The sequence below is a fragment of the Streptomyces sp. NPDC002564 genome, from assembly GCF_042889645.1.
GTDB lineage: Bacteria > Actinomycetota > Actinomycetes > Streptomycetales > Streptomycetaceae > Streptomyces.
Genome location: NZ_JBIARE010000002.1, coordinates 13,218 through 31,348 on the forward strand (window position 1 = coordinate 13,218; position 18,131 = coordinate 31,348).

Consider the following 18,131-nt stretch of genomic DNA (forward strand, 5'->3'; position numbering starts at 1 on the left):
GGGCGGGGGACCCGGCATCCGGCACGCGCTCACGGGGACTTCAACCGGCCCATGACCTCCCCGGCCTCCACCACCACCCGCTCCACCAGCTCCGCGCAGGACGGCAGGTCCTCGATCAGGCCGGCTATCTGCCCCGAGGCCATCACCCCGGCCTCCGGACGCCCGTCCACCATCGCCGACTTGAGCATCATCGGCGTGTTCGCCGCGAGGAGCACCTGGCTCCACGTCAGGTCCTTGCCGTGCCGCATCGCGAGGCCGTCCCTGGCCATGGCGCGCCACCCCAGGCCGGAGATCCGGCGGAACGCCGCCGCGTGCCGCACCGCACGCGCCAGCGAGGCGGCCCGGCCCGACCGCTCCAGAGCGGCCACCAGGTCGGTGCGCAGCATCCGGTGCGGCAGCCCGTCCACGCGCGTGGTGACCGTGACGTCCTTGACGGAGGCCGCCAGATAGCGGGCCTTGACCGCGTCCGGCACCGTCGAGTCGGAGGTGAGCAGGAAACGCGTGCCCATCGCGATCCCCGCCGCCCCGTAGGCGAGCGCGGCGACCAGGCCGCGGCCGTCGTAGAACCCGCCCGCCGCGATCACGGGGATGTCCACCGCGTCGACGACCTGCGGGAGCAGCACGGTCGTCGCGACCTCGCCGGTGTGGCCGCCGCCCTCGCCGCCCTGGACGAGGACCGCGTCCGCGCCCCAGGCGGCGACCTTCTCGGCGTGCCGTCGCGCGCCGATCGAGGGGACGACCACCACGCCCGCGTCCTTGAGCTCGGCGATCAGCTCCTTGGACGGCGCCAGCGCGAACGACGCGACCCGCACGCCCTCCTCGACGATGATCCGGACCCGGTCCCGTGCGTCGCCCGCGTCGGCGCGCAGATTGACGCCGAACGGCGCGTCCGTACGGGACTTGACCTCGCGGACGGCCGTGCGCAACTGCTCGACGGTCATGGTCGCGGAGGCGAGGATGCCGAGCGCCCCCGCGTTCGCCGTCGCGGAGACCAGGCGGGGGCCCGCCACCCAGCCCATGCCGGTCTGCACGATCGGGTGCCGGACGCCGACCAGCGCGGTCAGCGGCGTGTCCAGCGTGGGCACTCCGGCGGGCGGCACCGGCGGCCCGCTCATGCGCGCACCTCGCGCTCCCGCAGACCGCGGGGGTCCACCACCTCCCGGATCAGCCGCAGCTCCTCGCCGGTCGGTTCGCGGGTGTACGGGACGTCGTCCGGCACGACGAGCGGGAAGCCGGTGGCCTCGCGGACCTGGTCGAGGGTGACGCCCGGGTGCAGGGACACCAGGCGCATCGCGTGGTCGGGCGTGGCGAAGTCGAGCACGGCCAGGTCGGAGACGACCCGGCGCAGGTCGTGGAAGCGGGTCGCGGAGGGGCCCGCGGCGGCCGCGCTGTCATAGCCGACGCCGCTGATCATGTCGACCTTCTCGACGAAGACGCGGGTCGAGTGGCGCGGGATCCAGTAACTCACCGGGTTGTTCAAAGTGTTCACGGGGGCGCCGCGCACGCCCAGGAGCTGACGCCGGGGGCGCTCCCAGCTCCCGATGCACGAGATGTTCTGGTTGCCGAAGCGGTCGATCTGGCTCGCGCCCATCATCACGTGCCGCCGCCCGCCCATCACCATCGTCAGGTGCCTCCGGTACGGCAGCCAGCCCTCGGTGACCGCCGACGCGGCGCCGACCGCGGGGACGTCACCGATGAGCAGGGCCTCGCCGTCGGTGAGGAGCAGCTCGGGGGAGAAGGTCAGTCGGGCCAGGCGCGCGGCGATCGACGGAACGGTGCCCATGGGGGAGGCGAGGATCTCGCCGCTGTCCCGCCAGGCCTCCGCACAGGCGATCACGCAGTATTCGGCGCGGGTGGTGCCCGGCCGGGCCGTCGTGGACCGTGCCGGGTCGGGCCGGGTCATCGCTGCTCCTTGTGCCAGGTCTGGACGGCCAGGTGGTAGTCCTGCTCGGTCCCGGTCAGGAAACGCTCGCGGAAGGCCTCCCAGGCCCGGGGGTCGGCGGCCGCCGTGGCGTACTCCTTCTGGAACGGCTCGTCGCGGCCGTAGTCGGGCACGCAGGAGGTGAAGTGCGCGCCCTTGGGTGTCTGGGTCACGCCCGTCACCGAGTGCCGGGAGACCAGCATCGTCTGGGGCGCGGCGTGGGCGGTGAGCTCGGCGGGGTCGACGATGCGCTCGCACGAGACGTACGCGGTGTCGGCGGCCTCGCAGAACAGGTCGTCGAAGTAGGGGTCGGGGCCCAGGTACTGGCCGTTCCCGTGGCGGTCGGCGCGGTTCAGGTGGACCAGCGCCGCGTCCATCCGCAGGGCGGGCACCGCGACGAGCTCCTCCCCGTCCTCGTAGGGCGAGGTGACCGTCCGCAGCTGGGGGTTGACCCGCAGGACGTCCGAGCCGAGCCCCGCCCGGATCGGCAGGAAGGGCAGCCGCTGCGCGCCCGCGGTCAGCCCCTGCATGAACATCGCCTCGTCCAGCTCGACGAGGTCGAAGGCGGCCCGCTCGCGTGCGGCCCTGAAGTGCGGCTCCAGGGGGATCGAGTCGAGCGTCGTGAACGCCGTGACCAGCGTGCGGATGCGGCCGGCGGCGGCGAGCAGCCCGACGTCCGGGCCGCCGTACGCGACGACGGTCAGGTCGGTGACGTCCGAGCGCAGCAGCGCGCGCACCAGCGCCATCGGCTTGCGGCGCGAGCCCCAGCCGCCGATGCCGAGCGTCATCCCGCTTCTCAGGCGCCCCACGATCTCGTCGGGCGTCATCCTCTTGTCGGTCCTCGTGCCGTCGGTCCTCGTGGCGGTCCCGCCGCTCATGCCCTGCCCCCTTCTCGCCGTGCGCCGTCCTGCGTCCCGAAGTCCTCACGGATGCGGTCGGCCAGGCCGCTGAGGTTCGCCTCGAAGGTGAAGCCCTGCTCGAAGCGGTAGCTGCGGTGCACGTCGACGGGATCGATTCCGTTGATCGCGGCCTTCGCGAAGCGCAGCAGCGTGCCGTCCTTGCGGGCGATCTCCCGCGCCAGCTCCAGCGCCGCCTCCGGCAGTTCCGCGCGCGGGACGACCCGCCACACCGAGCCGTGCGCGTGCAACTCGGCGGCGGTCGCGGTCCGTGAGGTGTAGTACAGGGCGCGCATCAGGTGCTGCGGGACGAGCCTGGCCAGGTGGGTGGCGGCACCGAGCGCACCCCGGTCCAGCTCGGGCAGGCCGAAGGTGGCGTCGTCGCTCGCCACGATCGCGTCCGCGTTGCCCACGAGGCCGATGCCGCCGCCCAGGCAGAAGCCGTGCACGGCGGCGACGACCGGGACCTCGCACTCGTACACCGCCGAGAAGGCGGCGTAGCACCCCCGGTTGGCGCCGATCAGCGCGGTGTGGCCGGGGTCGCGCTGCATCTCCTTGATGTCCACGCCCGCGTTGAATCCGCGCCCCCGGGCCGTCAGCACCACGCAGCGGACCTCCGGGTCGCGCCCGGCGGCGAGCAGGGCGTCCGCCAGGTCGTACCAGCCCTGCACAGGAAGGGCGTTGACCGGCGGGTGGTCGACGGTGACGACGGCCACGCCCCGGTCCGGGACGGAGGTGGAGACAGGCATCAGAGGATCCGCTACCTTTCAATCACACGCCTTCAACCAAACATTTGTTAGTTGGAAAGGTAGCAGCGATGACTGACACACGACAGGTGGTCGTCGTGACCGGCGGCACCCGGGGCGTCGGTGCCGGAATCGCCCGGAGCTTCCTCGCCGCGGGGGCGCGGGTCGTCGTCTGCGCGCGCAGGCCGCCGGACGCACCCGTCGAAGCGGCGGGCGGGAGCGCCGAGTTCAGGGCCCTGGACCTGCGGGACGCGGAGGCGGCCCGCGCCTTCTTCGCCGGGGTCGCGGCGGACCACGGCGCGGTCGACGCCCTCGTCAACAACGCGGGCGGCACCCCCTTCGGGCTGCTCGCCGAGTCGACGGCGGCCCGGCAGGCGAAGATCGTCGAACTGAACCTCCTCGCGCCGCTCTACGCCTCGCTCGCCGCCCACGAGGTGATGCGCACTCAGGAGACGGGCGGCAGCATCACGATGATCGGCAGCGTCAGCGGGTGCAGGCCCTCGCCCGGCAGCGGCGCGTACGGCGCCGCGAAGGCGGGCCTGGAGAACCTCGCCGCGACCATGGCCGTCGAATGGGCCCCGGCCGTCCGGGTCAACACCGTCGTCCTCGGCCTCGCCCGCACCGAGAGCGCCGCCCTGCACTACGGCGACGAGGAGGGCATCGCGCGGGTCGCCGCGACCGTCCCGCTCGGCCGCCTCGCCGACCCGTCCGACGTCGGCGACGCCTGCGTGTTCCTCGCCTCCGACCGCGCCCGGTACATCAGCGGCGCCGCGCTCCACCTGCACGGCGGCGGCGAGCGCCCCGCGTTCCTCGCCGCGGCGTCCGTCAACCACTGAACGCACCCGAGGAGTTCTGCCATGACGTCAGCTGCCAAGTCCGGTCTCTGCGAGGGCCGCGTCGTGATCGTCACCGGTGCGGGCCGGGGCCTGGGCAGGGCCCACGCGCGCGCGTACGCCGCCGAGGGCGCCCGCGTCGTCGTCAACGACCTCGGGGTGGGCCCCGACGGGTCGGGCGGCTCCGGCGGCCCCGCCCACGACGTCGTCGAGGAGATCCGCGGCGCGGGCGGCGACGCGGTCGCCCACGGCGGCGACATCGCGACGTCCGAGGGCGCCGCCTCCCTGGTGCGCGCCGCGCTCGACACGTACGGCCGTCTGGACACCCTGGTCAACAACGCGGGCTTCCTCCGTGACCGGATGCTGGTCAACCTGGAGGAGGACGACTGGGACGCGGTGATGCGCGTCCACCTCAAGGGGCATTTCCTGCCGCTGAAGCACGCGGGCGCGCACTGGCGTGCCGAGGCGAAGGCGGGCCGCGCCGTGCACGCGTGCGTGGTCAACACCAGCTCCGGGGCGGGCCTGCTGGGCAGCGTCGGTCAGGGCAACTACAGCGCCGCCAAGGCCGGCATCCTGGGCCTGACCATGGTCGCCGCCGCCGAACTGGGCTCCTACGGAGTGCGCGTGAACGCCATCGCCCCCGCCGCCCGCACCCGGATGACCGAGCAGACCTTCGCCGAGACGATGGCCGCCCCCGAGGACGGCGTGTTCGACGCGATGGCCCCGGAGAACGTGTCCCCGCTCGTCGTCTGGCTCGGCTCCCCGTCCTCCGCGGGCGTCACCGGCCGGGTCTTCGAGGCCGAGGCGGGCCGCCTCACGGTCATGGAGGGCTGGCGCCCCGGCCCGACGGCGGACAAGGGCGCGCGCTGGACCCCGGCGGAGGCCGGGGAGACGGCCCAGAAACTCCTGGCCGCCGCCGGGACGCCCCAGCCGGTGTACGGGGCGAGGTGACCGCGGCGCACGCCCACGGGCGGCGGGCACCGGTCTCCCCGGGCCTCTGATCAGGGCGCTGACCTGCCACGTTAGGGTGGATCATCCCTGAGTCCCGCCGAGGAGATCCCCCATGCCCGCGCGCACCGTCCTGATACTCCAGCACGTCGAGGTCGAGAAGCCCGGCCTGATCCTCGACGCGTTGGGCGGCAGCGGACTCGATGTCGACGTGCGGAACCTGTTCGAGCGCCCGGGGCGCGCGTTGCCGCCGGTGGCCGACCTCGCGGGGCTCGTCGTCATGGGCGGGCCCATGAACGCCGACGACGTGACGGGGTACCCGGAGCTGAAGCTGGAACGCGATCTGCTGGTCGACGCGCTGCGCGACGAGCTGCCGACGCTGGGTGTCTGCCTGGGGGCGCAACTCCTCGCCCGGGCCCAGGGACTGGCCGTCCGCCCGGGCGCCGAGCTCGGCCAGGGGAGCGAGGTCGGCTGGGCCGCGCTGCGGGACGTCGACCGCGACGACCCCGTGGTCGGCCCGCTCGCCGACGCGCCCGCCGTGCTGCACTGGCACGGCGACCGGATCGTGCCCGGGCCCGGCACCCGCGTCCTCGCCCGCACCGCCACCACCGACTGCCAGGCCTTCCGCGCGGGCCCCGCGGCCTGGGGGCTGCAGTTCCATCTGGAGGTCACGCCCGGCCTGCTGGACGACTGGCTCGCCGAGCCGTCCTTCGCCGCCGAGGCGACAGCCGCACACGGACCCGGCGCCGTGGAGCGGTTGCGGGCCGACGCCCGCGCCGTCGCCCCCACCCTGCGGCCCCTCGCCGAGCGGAGCCTCGCCCACCTGCGGTCCCTCTGCACGGCCCGCGCGGAGCTCTAGGCAGAGGACCGCGGACGAGACTCCGGGCCTTCGTCACGCAGGCCCACAAGGCAGGGCTCCGGGCCTCGTCACGCAGGCCCACAAGGCAGGGCTCCGGGCCCCGTCACGCAGGGACGCAGGCAGGGCTCCGGGCCCCGTCAACCCGGCTCCGAGGCCTCGTCCTCCGCCGCCAGGACCCGCTGGGCCACGGCGAACGCCGCGTTGGCCGCGGGAACCCCGCAGTAGACCGCGGTCTGCAGCAGCACCGCGCCGATCTCCTCGGGCGTGAGCCCGATGCGACGGGCGGCGCGGACATGCAGGGCCAGCTCGTCCAGGTGCCCGTGGGCGACCAGCGCGGTCATCGTGATCATGCTGCGCTCGCGGTGTGCCAGCGTCGGATCGGTCCAGATCTCGCCCCACGCGTAGCGGGCGATGAAGTCCTGGAAACGGGCCGTGAACGCCGTCGTGCGCGCCTGCGCGCGGTCCACGTGGGCGTCCCCGAGCACCGCGCGGCGCGCCGCCGTCCCGGCGCCGGGCAGGCCCGTGAAGTGGGCGCGCAGGAGGGCGGCGACGGCGTCGGGACGCTCAGCGGGCGCCAGGTGCGAGGCACCCGCGAGCTCCACGAGTGAGGCGCCCGGCACGCCGTCGGCGATCTCCCGCGCGTGGGCGGGCGGCGTCGCCGGGTCCTCGCGCCCGGCGACGACCAGTGTCGGCGCCGAGATCGAGGCCAGCGAATCCCGCAGGTCGCAGACGGCCAGCGCATCGCAGCACGCGGCGTACGCGGCGGGATCGGCCGCCCGCAGGTCCGCGACGAGCGCCTCCGCGGTGAACCCCGGCGTGAACCACCGCCCCGGCGCTGCCGCGGCGATCCCGGCGAGGCCCTCGCGGCGCGCCAGCGCGGCCCGCTCCCGCCACGGTCCCGCGCCCCCGAAGTGCGCCGACGAGCCGATCACCGCGAGCCGTGTCACCCGCTCGGGATGCCGGGCCGCGAGGTGCAGTCCGACCGCACCGCCGAGCGAGACCCCCGCGTACGCGAAGCGGTCGATGCCGAGGGCGTCGGCGAGCGCGAGGACGAGCCCGGCGAGATCGGCGACCGTCGCCCCCGGCCCGATCAGGTCGGCCGGGGACCGCCCGTGGCCGGGCAGGTCCCACCGTACGACCCGGTGGGCGGCGGCGAGTTCGGGCGCGACGGCGTCCCACAGGGCGGTGGAGGTGCCCAGGGAAGGGCCGAGGAGGAGCGGGGGCGCGGTGGCCGCCCCCTCCGTGGTGTGGTGCGGAAGGATCTCGTTCGGCTCGTGCGTCAACGTCGCTCCAGGGCGCGGTCGGTGAGGGCACCGGCGGCACCGGTGTAGTGAGCGGGGTCGGTGAGTTCGTCCAAGTCGACGGTGTCCTTGAGGGCGGGTTCCGCGGCGAGGACCTCCGCGAGCGACCGCCCCTGCGCACAGGCGCGCCGGGCCGCGTCGGCCAGGAGCTGCCGCGCGCGGGCCCGCCCGAGCAGGGACGCGAGCTCGGCGGCCAGCCGCTCGGAGACGATCGACCCGCCCGTCAGGCCGAGGTGTTCGCGCATCACCTCCGGGTGCGCGCGCAACCCCTCGGCGAGCTCCGCCGCGTCCCGCGCCGCGCCCCCGGCCAGCCGCAGCAGATCGCGCACGGTCTCCCACTCGGCGTGCCAGGCACCCGCGGGCCGCTCGTCCTCGGCGGTCAGCGCGCCGAAGAGGATCGCCGCGAGAGCGGGCGCGCGGCGCGCGGCGGCGGCGATCAGCGTGGCACGTACCGGGTTCGCCTTGTGCGGCATGGCGGACGAGCCGCCGCCCGCGCCCTCGGAGACCTCGCCGATCTCGGTGCGGGAGAGGACGAGGACGTCGGCCGCCGTCTTGCCGAGGGCGCCCGCGGTGACGGCCAGGGCGGCGCCGAGATCGGCGACGGGCGTACGCAGGGTGTGCCAGGGCAACGGCGGCGCGGCCAGGGACAGTTCCGCGGCGAAGGCCGACACCAGCGCCGCGGCGATCCCCCCGGCCCCGAGGTCCCTGCGGGGCCCGGGGGGCGCGTACGCGTCGAAGGCCGCCGACGTGCCAGCCGCGCCGCCCAGTTGCACGGGAAGGGCCGCCCGCACGCCCGCGACCCGGTCCCGCGCGTCGAGGGCCAGCGACCGCCATCCCGCCGCCTTGAGGCCGAAGGTGGTCGGCACCGCGTGCTGCGTGAGCGTGCGCCCCGGCATCACCGTGTCCCGGTGGACGCGGGCGAGGCGCGCCAACGCCCCCTCCACCCGGGCCAGATCCGCGAGGACCAGGTCCAGTGTCCGGGCGGACAGCAGCATCAGCGCCGAGTCCAGGATGTCCTGGCTCGTCGCGCCCCGGTGGACGTAGGGCGCCGCCGCCTCGGGCACCGCGGCCGTCAGCTCCGCCACCAGGGGGATCACCGGATTCCCGCCCTCGCGCGCGCGGAGCGCGATGTCCCGCGCGTCGAACCGGTCGACATCCGCGGCCGCTTCCGTCACCGCCGCCGCGGCCTCCCCGGGCGCGAGACCCACCGCCGCCTGCGCCCGGGCCAACGCGGCCTCGACGGCCAGCAGGGCCGCAAGGAAGGCGCGGTCGGAGGTCGCGTCGGCGGCGGCCGAGCCCGCCCACCCGGGCGCGAACAGGCCGCTCACGCCGAATCCGCCGGGAACTCCAGGAACACCGTCTCGTCCGCCCCCTGGAGGTGGACGTCGAACCGGTAGGTGCGCGGCGCCTCGCTCCGGGCGACGAGCGTGGCGCGCCGCTCCGCGTCCAGCCCGGCGAGCAGCGGGTCACCGGGCTCGTCCACCAGGTACGCGCGCGTGTACAGGTGGTGGAGCAGCCCGCGCGCGAACACGGCGAGCGAGACGTACGAGACGCCGCCCGGCGGCAGCGTCCGCACCGCCCAGTGGCCGTCCGCGTCGGTCGGCACCCGGCCGAACCCGGTGAACGCGACACCGTCGCGCCCCACCGGCCGCCCCGAGACGGGATCGCCGCGCAGCGACCCCGGCACCCCCGCGCGCGTGCCGTCCGGAGCGGGCTGCCAGGTCTCGATCAGCGCGTCGGGGACGGGTTTCCCCGCGCCGTCGAACACGTACCCGTGCAGGGTGATCGTGTCGGGGTGTCCGGTGGGCGCCACGTCGCCGCCGTGCGGGAAGGGCAGCGCGTACCCGTAGAAGGGGCCGACGGTCTGGGAGGGCGTGGGGGCGTGCATCAGTGCGGGGCGCCTTCCTCGAAGAGGGTGGCCGCCGGGCCGTCGAGGACGATGTCCCAGCGGTACCCGAGCGACCGCTCGGGGACGGACAGGCCGTGGTCGTAGGCACAGACGAGCCGTCGGCGCGCCGACTCGTCGGTCACCGAGCGGAGCACCGGGTCGTACGGGAGGAGCGGGTCGCCGGGGAAGTACATCTGCGTGACCAGGCGCTGGGCGAACGCCGTGCCGAAGAGCGAGAAGTGCAGGTGCGCGGGGCGCCAGGCGTTCACGTGATTGCGCCACGGGTAGGCGCCCGGCTTGATGGTGGTGAACGAGTACCCGCCGTCGTCGTCGGTCAGGCAGCGGCCGAAACCCGTGAAGTGGGGGTCCAAGGGCGCCGGGTGCCGGTCCAGTTGATGCGCGTACCGGCCCGAGGCGTTGGCCTGCCACAGCTCGACGAGCTGGCCGCGCACGGGCCGGCCCCACCGGTCCAGGACCCGGCCGCTCACCGTGATGCGCTCGCCCAGCGGCTCGCCCGCGTGGCCGCGTGTCAGGTCGCGGTCCGGCTCCGTGACGTCGGTGACGCCGAACGCGGGTCCGCTGAGCTCGACCGCCTCCGGGTCGCGCAGCGGGATCGAAGGCCGCTTCGGGTGCCGGTAGTGGCTGCTGCGGTAGGGCGGGTAGTCGCGCGGCGGATGGTGCGCGCCCCCCGACGCGCCCTGCGCCTTGGCGACCTCGGCGTCCAGGGCGTCCTGGCTGAGCCCGTCGGGCAAGGGCCCGGGCCGGGGTCGGGGCTGGGGCACGGGTGAGGCGGTGAGAGGCATCTCTGGTGGCTCCGTACGAGGAGGAGACGGGGGCGGGAGGGGAGCAGGGGGCGGGAGGGGCTGCGGCACGGGGTCGGCAGGAGGGGGCGTCACGGCCGGGTGCCCCTGTCCGGGAGGGGGGTGCCTCTTCGGGAGTACGAGGGGCGCGGTCTCATGCGACGGGTGCGCCCCGGGACCCGTGCCCGTCCCGTGGCGTGACGCCCGCCGTCGGTGTGAGGCCCGCCGTCGGTGTGAGGCCCGCAGTTTGCGCGCCGCCCGCAGTTGGCGTGACGCCGGTAGTCGGTGTGACGCCCGCCGTCGGTGTGAAGCCGTCGGGCACATGGATCTCCGCCGAGGTCTTCGCGGCGATCTCGGCGACGGTCACCCCGGGTGCCGTTTCCACCATTTCCAGGCCGTGCCCGGTCACCTCCAGGACGCACAGGTCCGTGACGATCCGGTCGACGCAGCCCCGGCCGGTCAGCGGCAGCGTGCACGCGTCGAGGATCTTCGCCGTGCCGTCCTTGGCGGTGTGCGTCATGACGACGACGACCGTGCGGGCGCCGTGCACGAGGTCCATCGCCCCGCCGATGCCGGTGATCATCCTGCCGGGGACGGACCAGTTGGCGAGGTCCCCGCGCGCGGAGACCTGCATCGCGCCCAGGACGGCGACGTCGATATGGCCGCCGCGGATCATTCCGAAGGACAGCGCCGAGTCGAAGAAGGAGGCACCGGGCAGCACGGTCACGGTCTCCTTGCCCGCGTTGACGAGGTCGGGGTCGACCTCGTCCTCCGTGGGGTAGGGGCCCACGCCGAGGATGCCGTTCTCCGACTCCAGGACGACCTCCACGCCCGGCGGCAGCTGGTCGGGGATCAGCGTGGGCAGGCCGATGCCGAGGTTCACGTACTGGCCGTCGCGGAGTTCGCGCGCTGCGCGGGCGGCCATCTCCTCGCGGGTCCAGGCCATCAGGCACCCACCGCCCCGTCCGTGGCATCCGCGGAGGCTGTCGCGGTCGGGGCGCCGGGGGACCGCGCGGGAGCGGAAACCCCGGACACCCCGGACACTCCGGATACCTCAGACATCCCGGACACCCCAGGCGCCCCGGATACACCAGACACCCCAGACGCCCCGGACACCCCGGACACCGTGCGTCGCTCGATGCGCTTGTCGGCGGCCTGCCCGGGCGTCAGGGCCACGACCCGCTGCACGAAGATGCCCGGCAGGTGCACCGCGTCCGGGTCGATGTCGCCCGGCTCCACCAGTTCCTCCACCTCCGCGACGGTCACCCGCCCGGCCATCGCCGCCGGCGGGTTGAAGTTGCGGGCGGAGCGGTGGAAGACCAGGTTGCCGTGCCGGTCGCCCCGGGCCGCGCGGACCAGCGCGAAATCGGTGCGGATGCCGCGCTCCAGGACGTAGGGGATGCCGTCGAACTCCCGCACCTCCTTGGCCGGGGACGCGACCGCGACCCCGCCCTGCCCGTCGTAGCGCCAGGGCAGCCCGCCGTCGGCGACCTGTGTGCCCACCCCGGCCGGGGTGAAGAACGCGGGGATGCCCGTGCCGCCCGCCCGCAGCCGCTCGGCGAGCGTGCCCTGCGGGATCATCTCGACCTCCAGCTCACCGGCCAGGTACTGGCGCGCGAACTCCTTGTTGGCGCCGATGTAGGACCCGGTCACCCGGGCGATGCGGCCCGCCGCGAGGAGCACCGCGAGGCCGGACTCCATGGCGCCGCAGTTGTTGGACACCACCCGCAGGCCCGAGACCCCCGAAGCGTGCAGCGCGTTCACCAGCACGGTCGGTACGCCGCTCAGGCCGAAGCCGCCGACCGCGACCGACGCCCCGTCGCACACGTCGGCCACCGCCTCTGCGGCGGAGGCCGTCACCTTGTCCATCCGCTCGTCCCCTCTCCTCCCCGCCCGGACGGCCGGACGGATTCCTCAGGGCACTGACTATTTCGGCGAGGATAGGAGCAGTCGAACTCCCGCACAAGACCTGGGGTGTTGATGGACGGCAGCGGGTATTGTTCCGTGCACGTACGAGACATGTTGGCCGGACGCGACGACGAGGACCGGTCGGGACACGACGAGCGGAGGACCCCATGGCCGCGGTGGACCTTGCCACCCACCCCGGGCATCTGGCCCGGCGCCTGCAGCAGGCGCACCACCTCCTGTGGACCACGATGGTGTCCGAGGAGATCACGTCACCGCAGTTCGCCGTCCTCAACGCCCTGGTCGCCGAACCCGGCCTGGACCAGCGCACCGTGGGGGAGCGGGTCGGCCTCGACCGGTCCACCATCGCCGAGGTCGTGGCCCGGCTGATCCGCAGGGAGCTGCTCGCCAAGGTGCGCGACGCGCGGGACGGCCGCCGCTGTCTGCTGCGTCCCACCGACGAGGGCCGGCGCGCCCACGGCAGGCTGACGGTGCGCACCGCCCGGATGAACCAGGTCCTCCTCGCGCCGCTCTCGACCGCGGAGCAGTCCGTCTTCCTCGACCTCATCCAGCGGGTCGCGGACGCGGCGGAGAGCTTGCGCGACCCGGCGGTCCCGCCCGCGCGGGCAGCCGCCGCACCCGTCGGCGAGACGCGGCGGGCAGCGGCGGCCGCCGCCGACTGACACGCCGCTCAGGCCTTCGCGTACACCACCCACACCTGCCCCTTGGCGAACGGCAGCAACTTGCCGTCCGGCGTGGTGAACTCCGTGCCGTCCTCCGGGGACGAGCGCTGCCAGCGCGCTGGGTACGCCCGCCCGTCCCTGAGCACGCTCGCCGACCCCCGCCCGACCGTCTCGGTGAACGGCGAGACGTTGCCCCCGCGGTCGTGGAAGCGGGAGGGGCGGACCTTCACGTACTGCACGACGACCGTCGACGCGGACAGTTCCTTGCCGGCGGACGTGCGTGCCCGCCGCCCGTCCATCGCGATCCGCCAACGCCCCTCGTACTCCACCCAGTCGAAGGTGAACCGGGCCGCGGGGAAGCGGACCGTGCGCCGGGTCTGCGGGGTGCCGCCGTCCGGGCGCGGCCCGAACCGGAATCCGGTGCTGTCCAGTGCGCCCGCGCTCGGGCCGGTCCTCAGCGCGCTCGGGCGCAGGAAGAGGTTGTGCGGCGCGACCTTGCCGCCGCCCCGGTAGTAGGCGCTGCCGGGCGCCTTGCCCGGCGGCAGGGCCCGCACCGGCGCGGCGGCGATCAGTGGCAGGAGCTTGGACTGTGCGCCGGAGAACGCGAGCGCGGGCCGGTCGAACTGGCGCAGGAGCTCCAGGTCCGTCTCGCGCGCGCTGCGCACGGGGCCGATCACCGGCGGCAGCCGGGACGCGTACACCGCCATCAGGCGGCTGAGGCCGGCCTCCACCTGCTCGACGTACACGACGTCCGCCGCGTCGAGGCCGGTCTGCGGGCGGGCCGGGCCGACGTTGTCGATCTTCACGGCGAGCACGCCGCCGCCCTCGTCCGACCCGGGCCGGTTCCCTGCCGTGCCGTCGGGCTCGATCGTGCAGCCGGACGCCAGGGCGGCGAGTGCGACTGCCACCGCCGCCCCGGCCCGTATGCGTGTACGCGTCCGCCGTGTCATGCGGATGTCCTACCCCGAACGCGCCCGGAGTCCTACCCCCTGGCGGAGGTCTTGCCCCGCGAGGCGCCCGGATCGCCCGCCGTCAGCCCAGATCGAGGGCGTTGCGCAGGCCGAGCCGGTAGCGGGTGCGGTCGTGGCGCTTGAGGACCTCGATCGCCGGGACGCGGTGCAGCGGCGTCACCGTGCACGGCTCGTGGTCCGAACCCGCCTGCTTGAGCAGGGCGTTGACCGCCTGCCGCGCCGACGCGTTGGCGCCCTCCATCGTGGCCAGGTCGATGTCCACCGAGACGTAGTCGCCGGACAGGAAGAAGTTCGGGATCTTCGTCGCCGCCGAGGGGCGGTTGTGGAAGGTGCCCACGGGGTGGATGAGGAGCTGGTCCTCGTTGGTGGGATGCGGTGTGCCGAGCCCGTCGACGCCGGGGTCGAGGAACCACGAGTGCAGCTTGCTGTCGCTGAGGACCGTCTTTCCCGTGTCGTTGAGGGCCGCCTTGAGCTGCGCCCACACCTCCTTGGCGACCTCGTCGCGGGTGCACTGCTTGGCCGTCTTGCCGTACAGGATCCCCGGCTTGTCCCATTCGGAGATGTCCACCGAGAGGCAGTCGACCGCGACGCCGTCGCCGTAGTCGGCGGGGAAGTTCCGCCCGGGCCAGTGCCCGGCCTGCGCGATGCCGGTCAGCGACCAGGGCGAGTCGATCAGGTTGAAGTGGCCCTTCACGACGGGCGGACGCTCCGTCAGATAGAACTGGATGCCGGTCATCCAGTCCGTCTCCAGTTTGTCGCAGCGCGCCAACTGCGGGTCGGCCGCCCGCATGTCCGCGCTCCACGTCCGGCGGGCGTGTTCCACCGGCATGGCCTGGACGTAGTGGTCGGCGACGATGTCACGGCGCACGCCGTCGGGGTCCTCCACGACGGTCTTGGTGACGCGCCCGCCGCCGAAGCCCAGCTCGCGCACGGTCCAGCCGATGCGGAACTCCACGCCCAGGGAGCGGAGATGGGCGACCCAGGGGTCGATCCACGCCTCGTTCGTCGGCGCGTTCAGGATCCGGTCGGGCGGGCCGTCCGCGCCCTGGCCGAGGGCATTGAGGACGAAGGCCTCACCGAGGGTCCCGACGGTGCGGGTGCTGGCCTCCTCGGCCTTCGTCGCCACGATGTTGCGGGTGACGCCGATGACGAGGATGCGCTGGTAGTCCTTGGACATCCGGTCCGCCCGGGTGAACTCCCACCAGGGGGTCGATTCCCAGTCGTCGTCGCGGCGTTCGTCGCAGCTGGTCAGGAAGACAAGGGCGCGGTTCACGAAGTACGCGGCCTCGTGGGCCGGCAGGTTGAACGCGGTGTCGAGCAGTCCTGCCAGCGCCCGCCGGATGTCGTCGAGCGTGAGCTTCTCCGGCTCGCTGCCCGGCCAGGGGATCGGCATCCGGATGTCCTCGCGGCCGGTGCGCGCGAACATCATCTCGCGGGGTGCGATCAGGTTGTCCCACACGCCGTTCGCGTTCCCGGGGAAGGGGATGCGGCGCATCGTGTCCGGCAGGTTGCGGTAGATGCCGGGGATGAAGCGGAAGCCGTGCTCGCCGGGCAGCGGCTTGCGGTTCCCCTTGGCGCTGTCCGGCACGTCCATGCTGCGGGCCTTGCCGCCGAGCGCCCTGCGTTCGTAGACGGTCACCGCGAAGCCGCGCTCGGCCAGCTCGTGCGCGGCGGTGAGGCCGGCGACGCCACCGCCGAGGACGGCCACGGACTGCGGCGCTCCCGGCGCGCCCGGTACGGCCGCCGCCGCGGGCAGCGCCCCCGCGCCCACGCCGAGCGCCGCCGCCCCGCCGACCGCCGCGGCCCCCGCCACGAACCCCCGCCGCGTCTGTCCCTCGGCACCACTGTGCCCCATGTCCCGCCCCCATTACCGCCGGTAACGTACGTGTCAGGCGCAGGAGCATACGGTCGCGTCCGGTGGGGTGGAAGGTACGCGGTGGCCGCGTCGAACATTGGCGTGATTGCGGTGGGCGGGGGTGCCGGAGGGGCGGGTGTGCCGGAAGGGCCAGGAGCCCTGGGCGCGGGGCGGGGCGTGCGTGCGGCCGGACGGGTGAGAGGGGGTTGTTGGGCGAGGGGTCGCCGGGGGCTGCCGGGTGGAGGTCGGCCGGGTGGGCCGTCCGTGGTGCGCCCCGCGACGGCGGTCAGGCGGGGGCGGAGGGGCCGAAGACGTCCGTCAGCGTGTGCCGGGCCGGCTGCTCCAACTGTGCGTACGTACAGCTCTGCGGCGTCCGGTCCGCGCGCCACCGGCGGAACGCGGCCGTGTGGCGGAAGCGCCGCCCGCCCTCCATGTGGTCGTAGGCCACCTCGCAGACCCGCTCGGGCCGCAGCGGCAGCCAGGACAGGTCCTTCTTGCCCGACCAGCGGCTCGGGGCGCCGGGCATCCGGGCCGTCTCGTGGGCGCTCTCGTCCGTCCAGGCGGCCCACGGGTGGCCGGCCGCGGACTCCATCCGCAGCGGTTCCAGCTCCTCCACGAGTTCCGCGCGGCGCTTCATCGAGAAGGCCGCGCACACGCCCACGTGCTGCAGGGCCCCCTCGTCGTCGTAGAGGCCGAGCAGCAGCGAACCGACGACGGGGCCGCTCTTGTGGAAGCGGTAGCCCGCGACCACGCAGTCCGCCGTGCGCTCGTGCTTGATCTTGAACATGAGACGTTCGTTCTGGCGGTAGGGCAGGTCCAGCGGCTTGGCGATGACGCCGTCCAGGCCCGCGCCCTCGAACCGCTCGAACCACACCCGCGCCTCCGCGGGGTCCGTGGTCGCCGGTGCCAGGTGCACCGGGGCCGTGACGCCCGCGAGCGCCTCCGTCAGGCGGGCGCGCCGCTCGGCGAGGCCCGTGGTGAGCAGTGCCTCGTCACCGAGTGCCAGCAGGTCGAAGGCCACGAACGAGGCGGGCGTGCGCTCGGCGAGCAGCGCGACGCGGGAGGCCGCGGGGTGGATGCGTTCCGTGAGCGCGTCGAAGTCCAGGTGGCCGTCCGTGGCGATGACGATCTCGCCGTCCACGACGCACCGCTCCGGCAGGCGCTCGCGCAGGGCCGCCACCAGCTCGGGAAAGTAGCGGGTCAGCGGCTTGCCGGTGCGGCTGCCCAGCTCGATCTCGTCGCCGTCGCGGAAGACGATCGCGCGGAAACCGTCCCACTTCGCCTCGTACTGCATGCCCGGCGGGATCTTCGCCACGGGCTTGGCGAGCATGGGCTTCACGGGCGGCATCACCGGCAGGTCCATGGTCCGATTCTGCGACGCGACGCGGCTTACCGCCTGGTGTGCGGCGAATGTCCCACGCGTCTAGCGTGGCAGGCATGGGTGCAGCCAAGGGCAAGAGCGCGGCCGTGCAGATCGACACGGGGGAGCGCGAGGTGCGGCTCTCCAGCCCGGACCGGGTCGTCTTTCCCGAGCGGGGCTTCACCAAGCGTGACGTCGCGGAGTACTTCCTGGCCGTGGGGCCCGGCATCCTGCGCGCGCTGCGTGACCGCCCCACGACCCTGCAGCGGTACCCCGAAGGGGCGGCGGCCGACTTCTTCTACCAGAAGCGCGTCCCGAAGAACCACCCCGACTGGATCCCCACCGCCACCATCGCCTTCCCCAGCGGCCGCACCGCCGACGAGATGTGCCCCACCGAGCTGGCGGCCGTCATCTGGGCGGTCCAGTACAACACCCTGACCTTCCACCCCTGGCCGGTGCGCGGCGCCGACCTCGACCACCCCGACGAACTCCGCATCGACCTCGACCCGCAGCCCGGCACCGACTACGCGGACGCCGTCCGGGCCGCCCTCGAACTCCGCTCGGTGCTCGACGAGTTCGGCGGCCTGGAAGGCTGGCCCAAGACGTCGGGCGGACGCGGACTGCACGTCTTCGTACCGATCGAACCGCGCTGGACCTTCACCCAGGTGCGCAGGGCCGCCATCGCCGTCGGGCGGGAGCTGGAACGCCGGATGCCCGATGCCGTCACGATCGCCTGGTGGAAGGAGGAGCGGGGCAAGCGGATCTTCGTGGACTACAACCAGACGGCCAGGGACCGCACGATCGCCTCCGCCTACTCGCTGCGCGCCGGGCCGCACGCCCCGGTCTCGGCGCCCCTGCGCTGGGACGAGGTCGAGGACGCCCGGCCCGAGGACTTCGACCTCGCCACCATGCCGACCCGCTTCGCCGAGGTCGGCGACCTCCACGCGGGCATGGACGACCGGGCCCACTCCCTGGAGGCGCTCCTGGCCCTGGCCGACAAGGACGAACGCGACCACGGCCTCGGCGACCTCCCGTACCCCCCGGAGTACCCCAAGATGCCGGGCGAGCCCAAACGCGTCCAGCCGAGCCGGGCGAGGCACGAGGAGCCCGCGGAACAGACAGGGCGCCCCCACCCCCGCAGGGGTGAGGGCGCCTGAAGAAGGGC

At 74.3% G+C, this 18,131-nt stretch carries 16 protein-coding genes and 2 pseudogenes; 5 read left to right on the forward strand and 13 right to left on the reverse strand.

Annotation, left to right across the window (positions count from 1 at the left end):
* Positions 1–29: 29 nt before the first annotated feature.
* From ACFYXE_RS06865 to ACFYXE_RS06880, 4 genes are read right to left on the reverse strand one after another with little or no spacing between them, the layout of a single operon-like run.
* Positions 30–1,076 carry an NAD(P)H-dependent flavin oxidoreductase gene (locus tag ACFYXE_RS06865; RefSeq protein WP_389311351.1) on the reverse strand — a complete coding sequence of 349 codons (1,047 nt, stop codon included), beginning with the start codon at positions 1,074–1,076 and terminating at the stop codon, positions 30–32.
* Positions 1,077–1,111: 35 nt separating this feature from the next.
* Positions 1,112–1,903: a CoA-transferase subunit beta gene (locus ACFYXE_RS06870; protein ID WP_389309675.1), complete on the reverse strand. Its 792-nt coding sequence runs from the start codon at positions 1,901–1,903 to the stop codon at positions 1,112–1,114.
* Entirely contained in the window at positions 1,900–2,799 is a 900-nt protein-coding gene (locus ACFYXE_RS06875) for a CoA transferase subunit A (protein WP_389309678.1), read from the reverse strand. Before ACFYXE_RS06875 ends, ACFYXE_RS06870 begins: the two co-directional genes overlap by 4 nt.
* Positions 2,796–3,566, reverse strand: a complete 771-nt coding sequence (locus ACFYXE_RS06880) for an enoyl-CoA hydratase family protein (protein ID WP_389309681.1) — start codon at positions 3,564–3,566, stop codon at positions 2,796–2,798. The genes ACFYXE_RS06875 and ACFYXE_RS06880 overlap by 4 nt, the downstream gene beginning before the upstream one ends.
* Before the next feature lie 68 nt (positions 3,567–3,634).
* On the opposite strand from ACFYXE_RS06880, the gene ACFYXE_RS06885 reads away from it, so the two are divergent.
* From ACFYXE_RS06885 to ACFYXE_RS06895, 3 genes are all read left to right on the forward strand, one after another.
* Positions 3,635–4,399 (forward strand): SDR family oxidoreductase, encoded by a 765-nt coding sequence (locus tag ACFYXE_RS06885; protein ID WP_389309684.1) that lies wholly within the window; start codon positions 3,635–3,637, stop codon positions 4,397–4,399.
* A gap of 21 nt (positions 4,400–4,420) precedes the next feature.
* A complete protein-coding gene (locus tag ACFYXE_RS06890) occupies positions 4,421–5,347 on the forward strand; it encodes an SDR family oxidoreductase (protein WP_389309685.1) in 927 nt (308 codons plus the stop codon).
* Between the two features lie 112 nt (positions 5,348–5,459).
* Positions 5,460–6,203 carry a type 1 glutamine amidotransferase gene (locus ACFYXE_RS06895; protein WP_389309687.1) on the forward strand — a complete coding sequence of 248 codons (744 nt, stop codon included), beginning with the start codon at positions 5,460–5,462 and terminating at the stop codon, positions 6,201–6,203.
* A gap of 137 nt (positions 6,204–6,340) precedes the next feature.
* Here the strand turns inward: ACFYXE_RS06895 and pcaD are convergent, their stop codons facing one another.
* The 6 genes and pseudogenes from pcaD to ACFYXE_RS06925 all read right to left on the reverse strand — a co-directional run.
* On the reverse strand, positions 6,341–7,486 hold the full coding sequence (pcaD, locus tag ACFYXE_RS06900) for a 3-oxoadipate enol-lactonase (RefSeq protein WP_389309690.1): 1,146 nt from the start codon (positions 7,484–7,486) through the stop codon (positions 6,341–6,343).
* Entirely contained in the window at positions 7,483–8,832 is a 1,350-nt protein-coding gene (pcaB, locus tag ACFYXE_RS06905) for a 3-carboxy-cis,cis-muconate cycloisomerase (RefSeq protein WP_389309693.1), read from the reverse strand. Before pcaB ends, pcaD begins: the two co-directional genes overlap by 4 nt.
* Positions 8,829–9,392, reverse strand: coding sequence for a protocatechuate 3,4-dioxygenase subunit alpha (gene pcaG / locus ACFYXE_RS06910; protein WP_389309696.1), 564 nt, complete (start codon positions 9,390–9,392; stop codon positions 8,829–8,831). Before pcaG ends, pcaB begins: the two co-directional genes overlap by 4 nt.
* Positions 9,392–10,195, reverse strand: a complete 804-nt coding sequence (gene pcaH / locus ACFYXE_RS06915; RefSeq protein WP_389309698.1) for a protocatechuate 3,4-dioxygenase subunit beta — start codon at positions 10,193–10,195, stop codon at positions 9,392–9,394. Before pcaH ends, pcaG begins: the two co-directional genes overlap by 1 nt.
* 307 nt (positions 10,196–10,502) lie before the next feature.
* Positions 10,503–11,138: pseudogene (locus ACFYXE_RS06920) on the reverse strand (3-oxoacid CoA-transferase subunit B); the annotation flags it as partial.
* 170 nt (positions 11,139–11,308) lie between these two features.
* A pseudogene (locus ACFYXE_RS06925) lies at positions 11,309–12,061 on the reverse strand (CoA transferase subunit A); the annotation flags it as partial.
* A gap of 206 nt (positions 12,062–12,267) precedes the next feature.
* Between ACFYXE_RS06925 and ACFYXE_RS06930 the strand changes: the two are divergent.
* Positions 12,268–12,780 (forward strand): MarR family winged helix-turn-helix transcriptional regulator, encoded by a 513-nt coding sequence (locus ACFYXE_RS06930; RefSeq protein ID WP_389309701.1) that lies wholly within the window; start codon positions 12,268–12,270, stop codon positions 12,778–12,780.
* Between the two features lie 8 nt (positions 12,781–12,788).
* Here ACFYXE_RS06930 and ACFYXE_RS06935 read toward each other — a convergent pair whose 3' ends face one another.
* From ACFYXE_RS06935 to ACFYXE_RS06945, 3 genes are all read right to left on the reverse strand, one after another.
* Positions 12,789–13,730, reverse strand: coding sequence for a DUF3048 domain-containing protein (locus tag ACFYXE_RS06935; RefSeq protein ID WP_389309704.1), 942 nt, complete (start codon positions 13,728–13,730; stop codon positions 12,789–12,791).
* 82 nt (positions 13,731–13,812) lie between these two features.
* The gene (locus ACFYXE_RS06940) at positions 13,813–15,606 is read right to left on the reverse strand and encodes an FAD-dependent oxidoreductase (RefSeq protein WP_389309707.1); all 1,794 of its coding nucleotides are present in this window, start codon (positions 15,604–15,606) and stop codon (positions 13,813–13,815) included.
* A gap of 286 nt (positions 15,607–15,892) precedes the next feature.
* Positions 15,893–16,969, reverse strand: coding sequence for an ATP-dependent DNA ligase (locus ACFYXE_RS06945; RefSeq protein WP_389309710.1), 1,077 nt, complete (start codon positions 16,967–16,969; stop codon positions 15,893–15,895).
* Between the two features lie 74 nt (positions 16,970–17,043).
* On the opposite strand from ACFYXE_RS06945, the gene ligD reads away from it, so the two are divergent.
* Positions 17,044–18,123 (forward strand): non-homologous end-joining DNA ligase, encoded by a 1,080-nt coding sequence (gene ligD, locus ACFYXE_RS06950; protein ID WP_389309713.1) that lies wholly within the window; start codon positions 17,044–17,046, stop codon positions 18,121–18,123.
* Positions 18,124–18,131 lie beyond the last annotated feature (8 nt).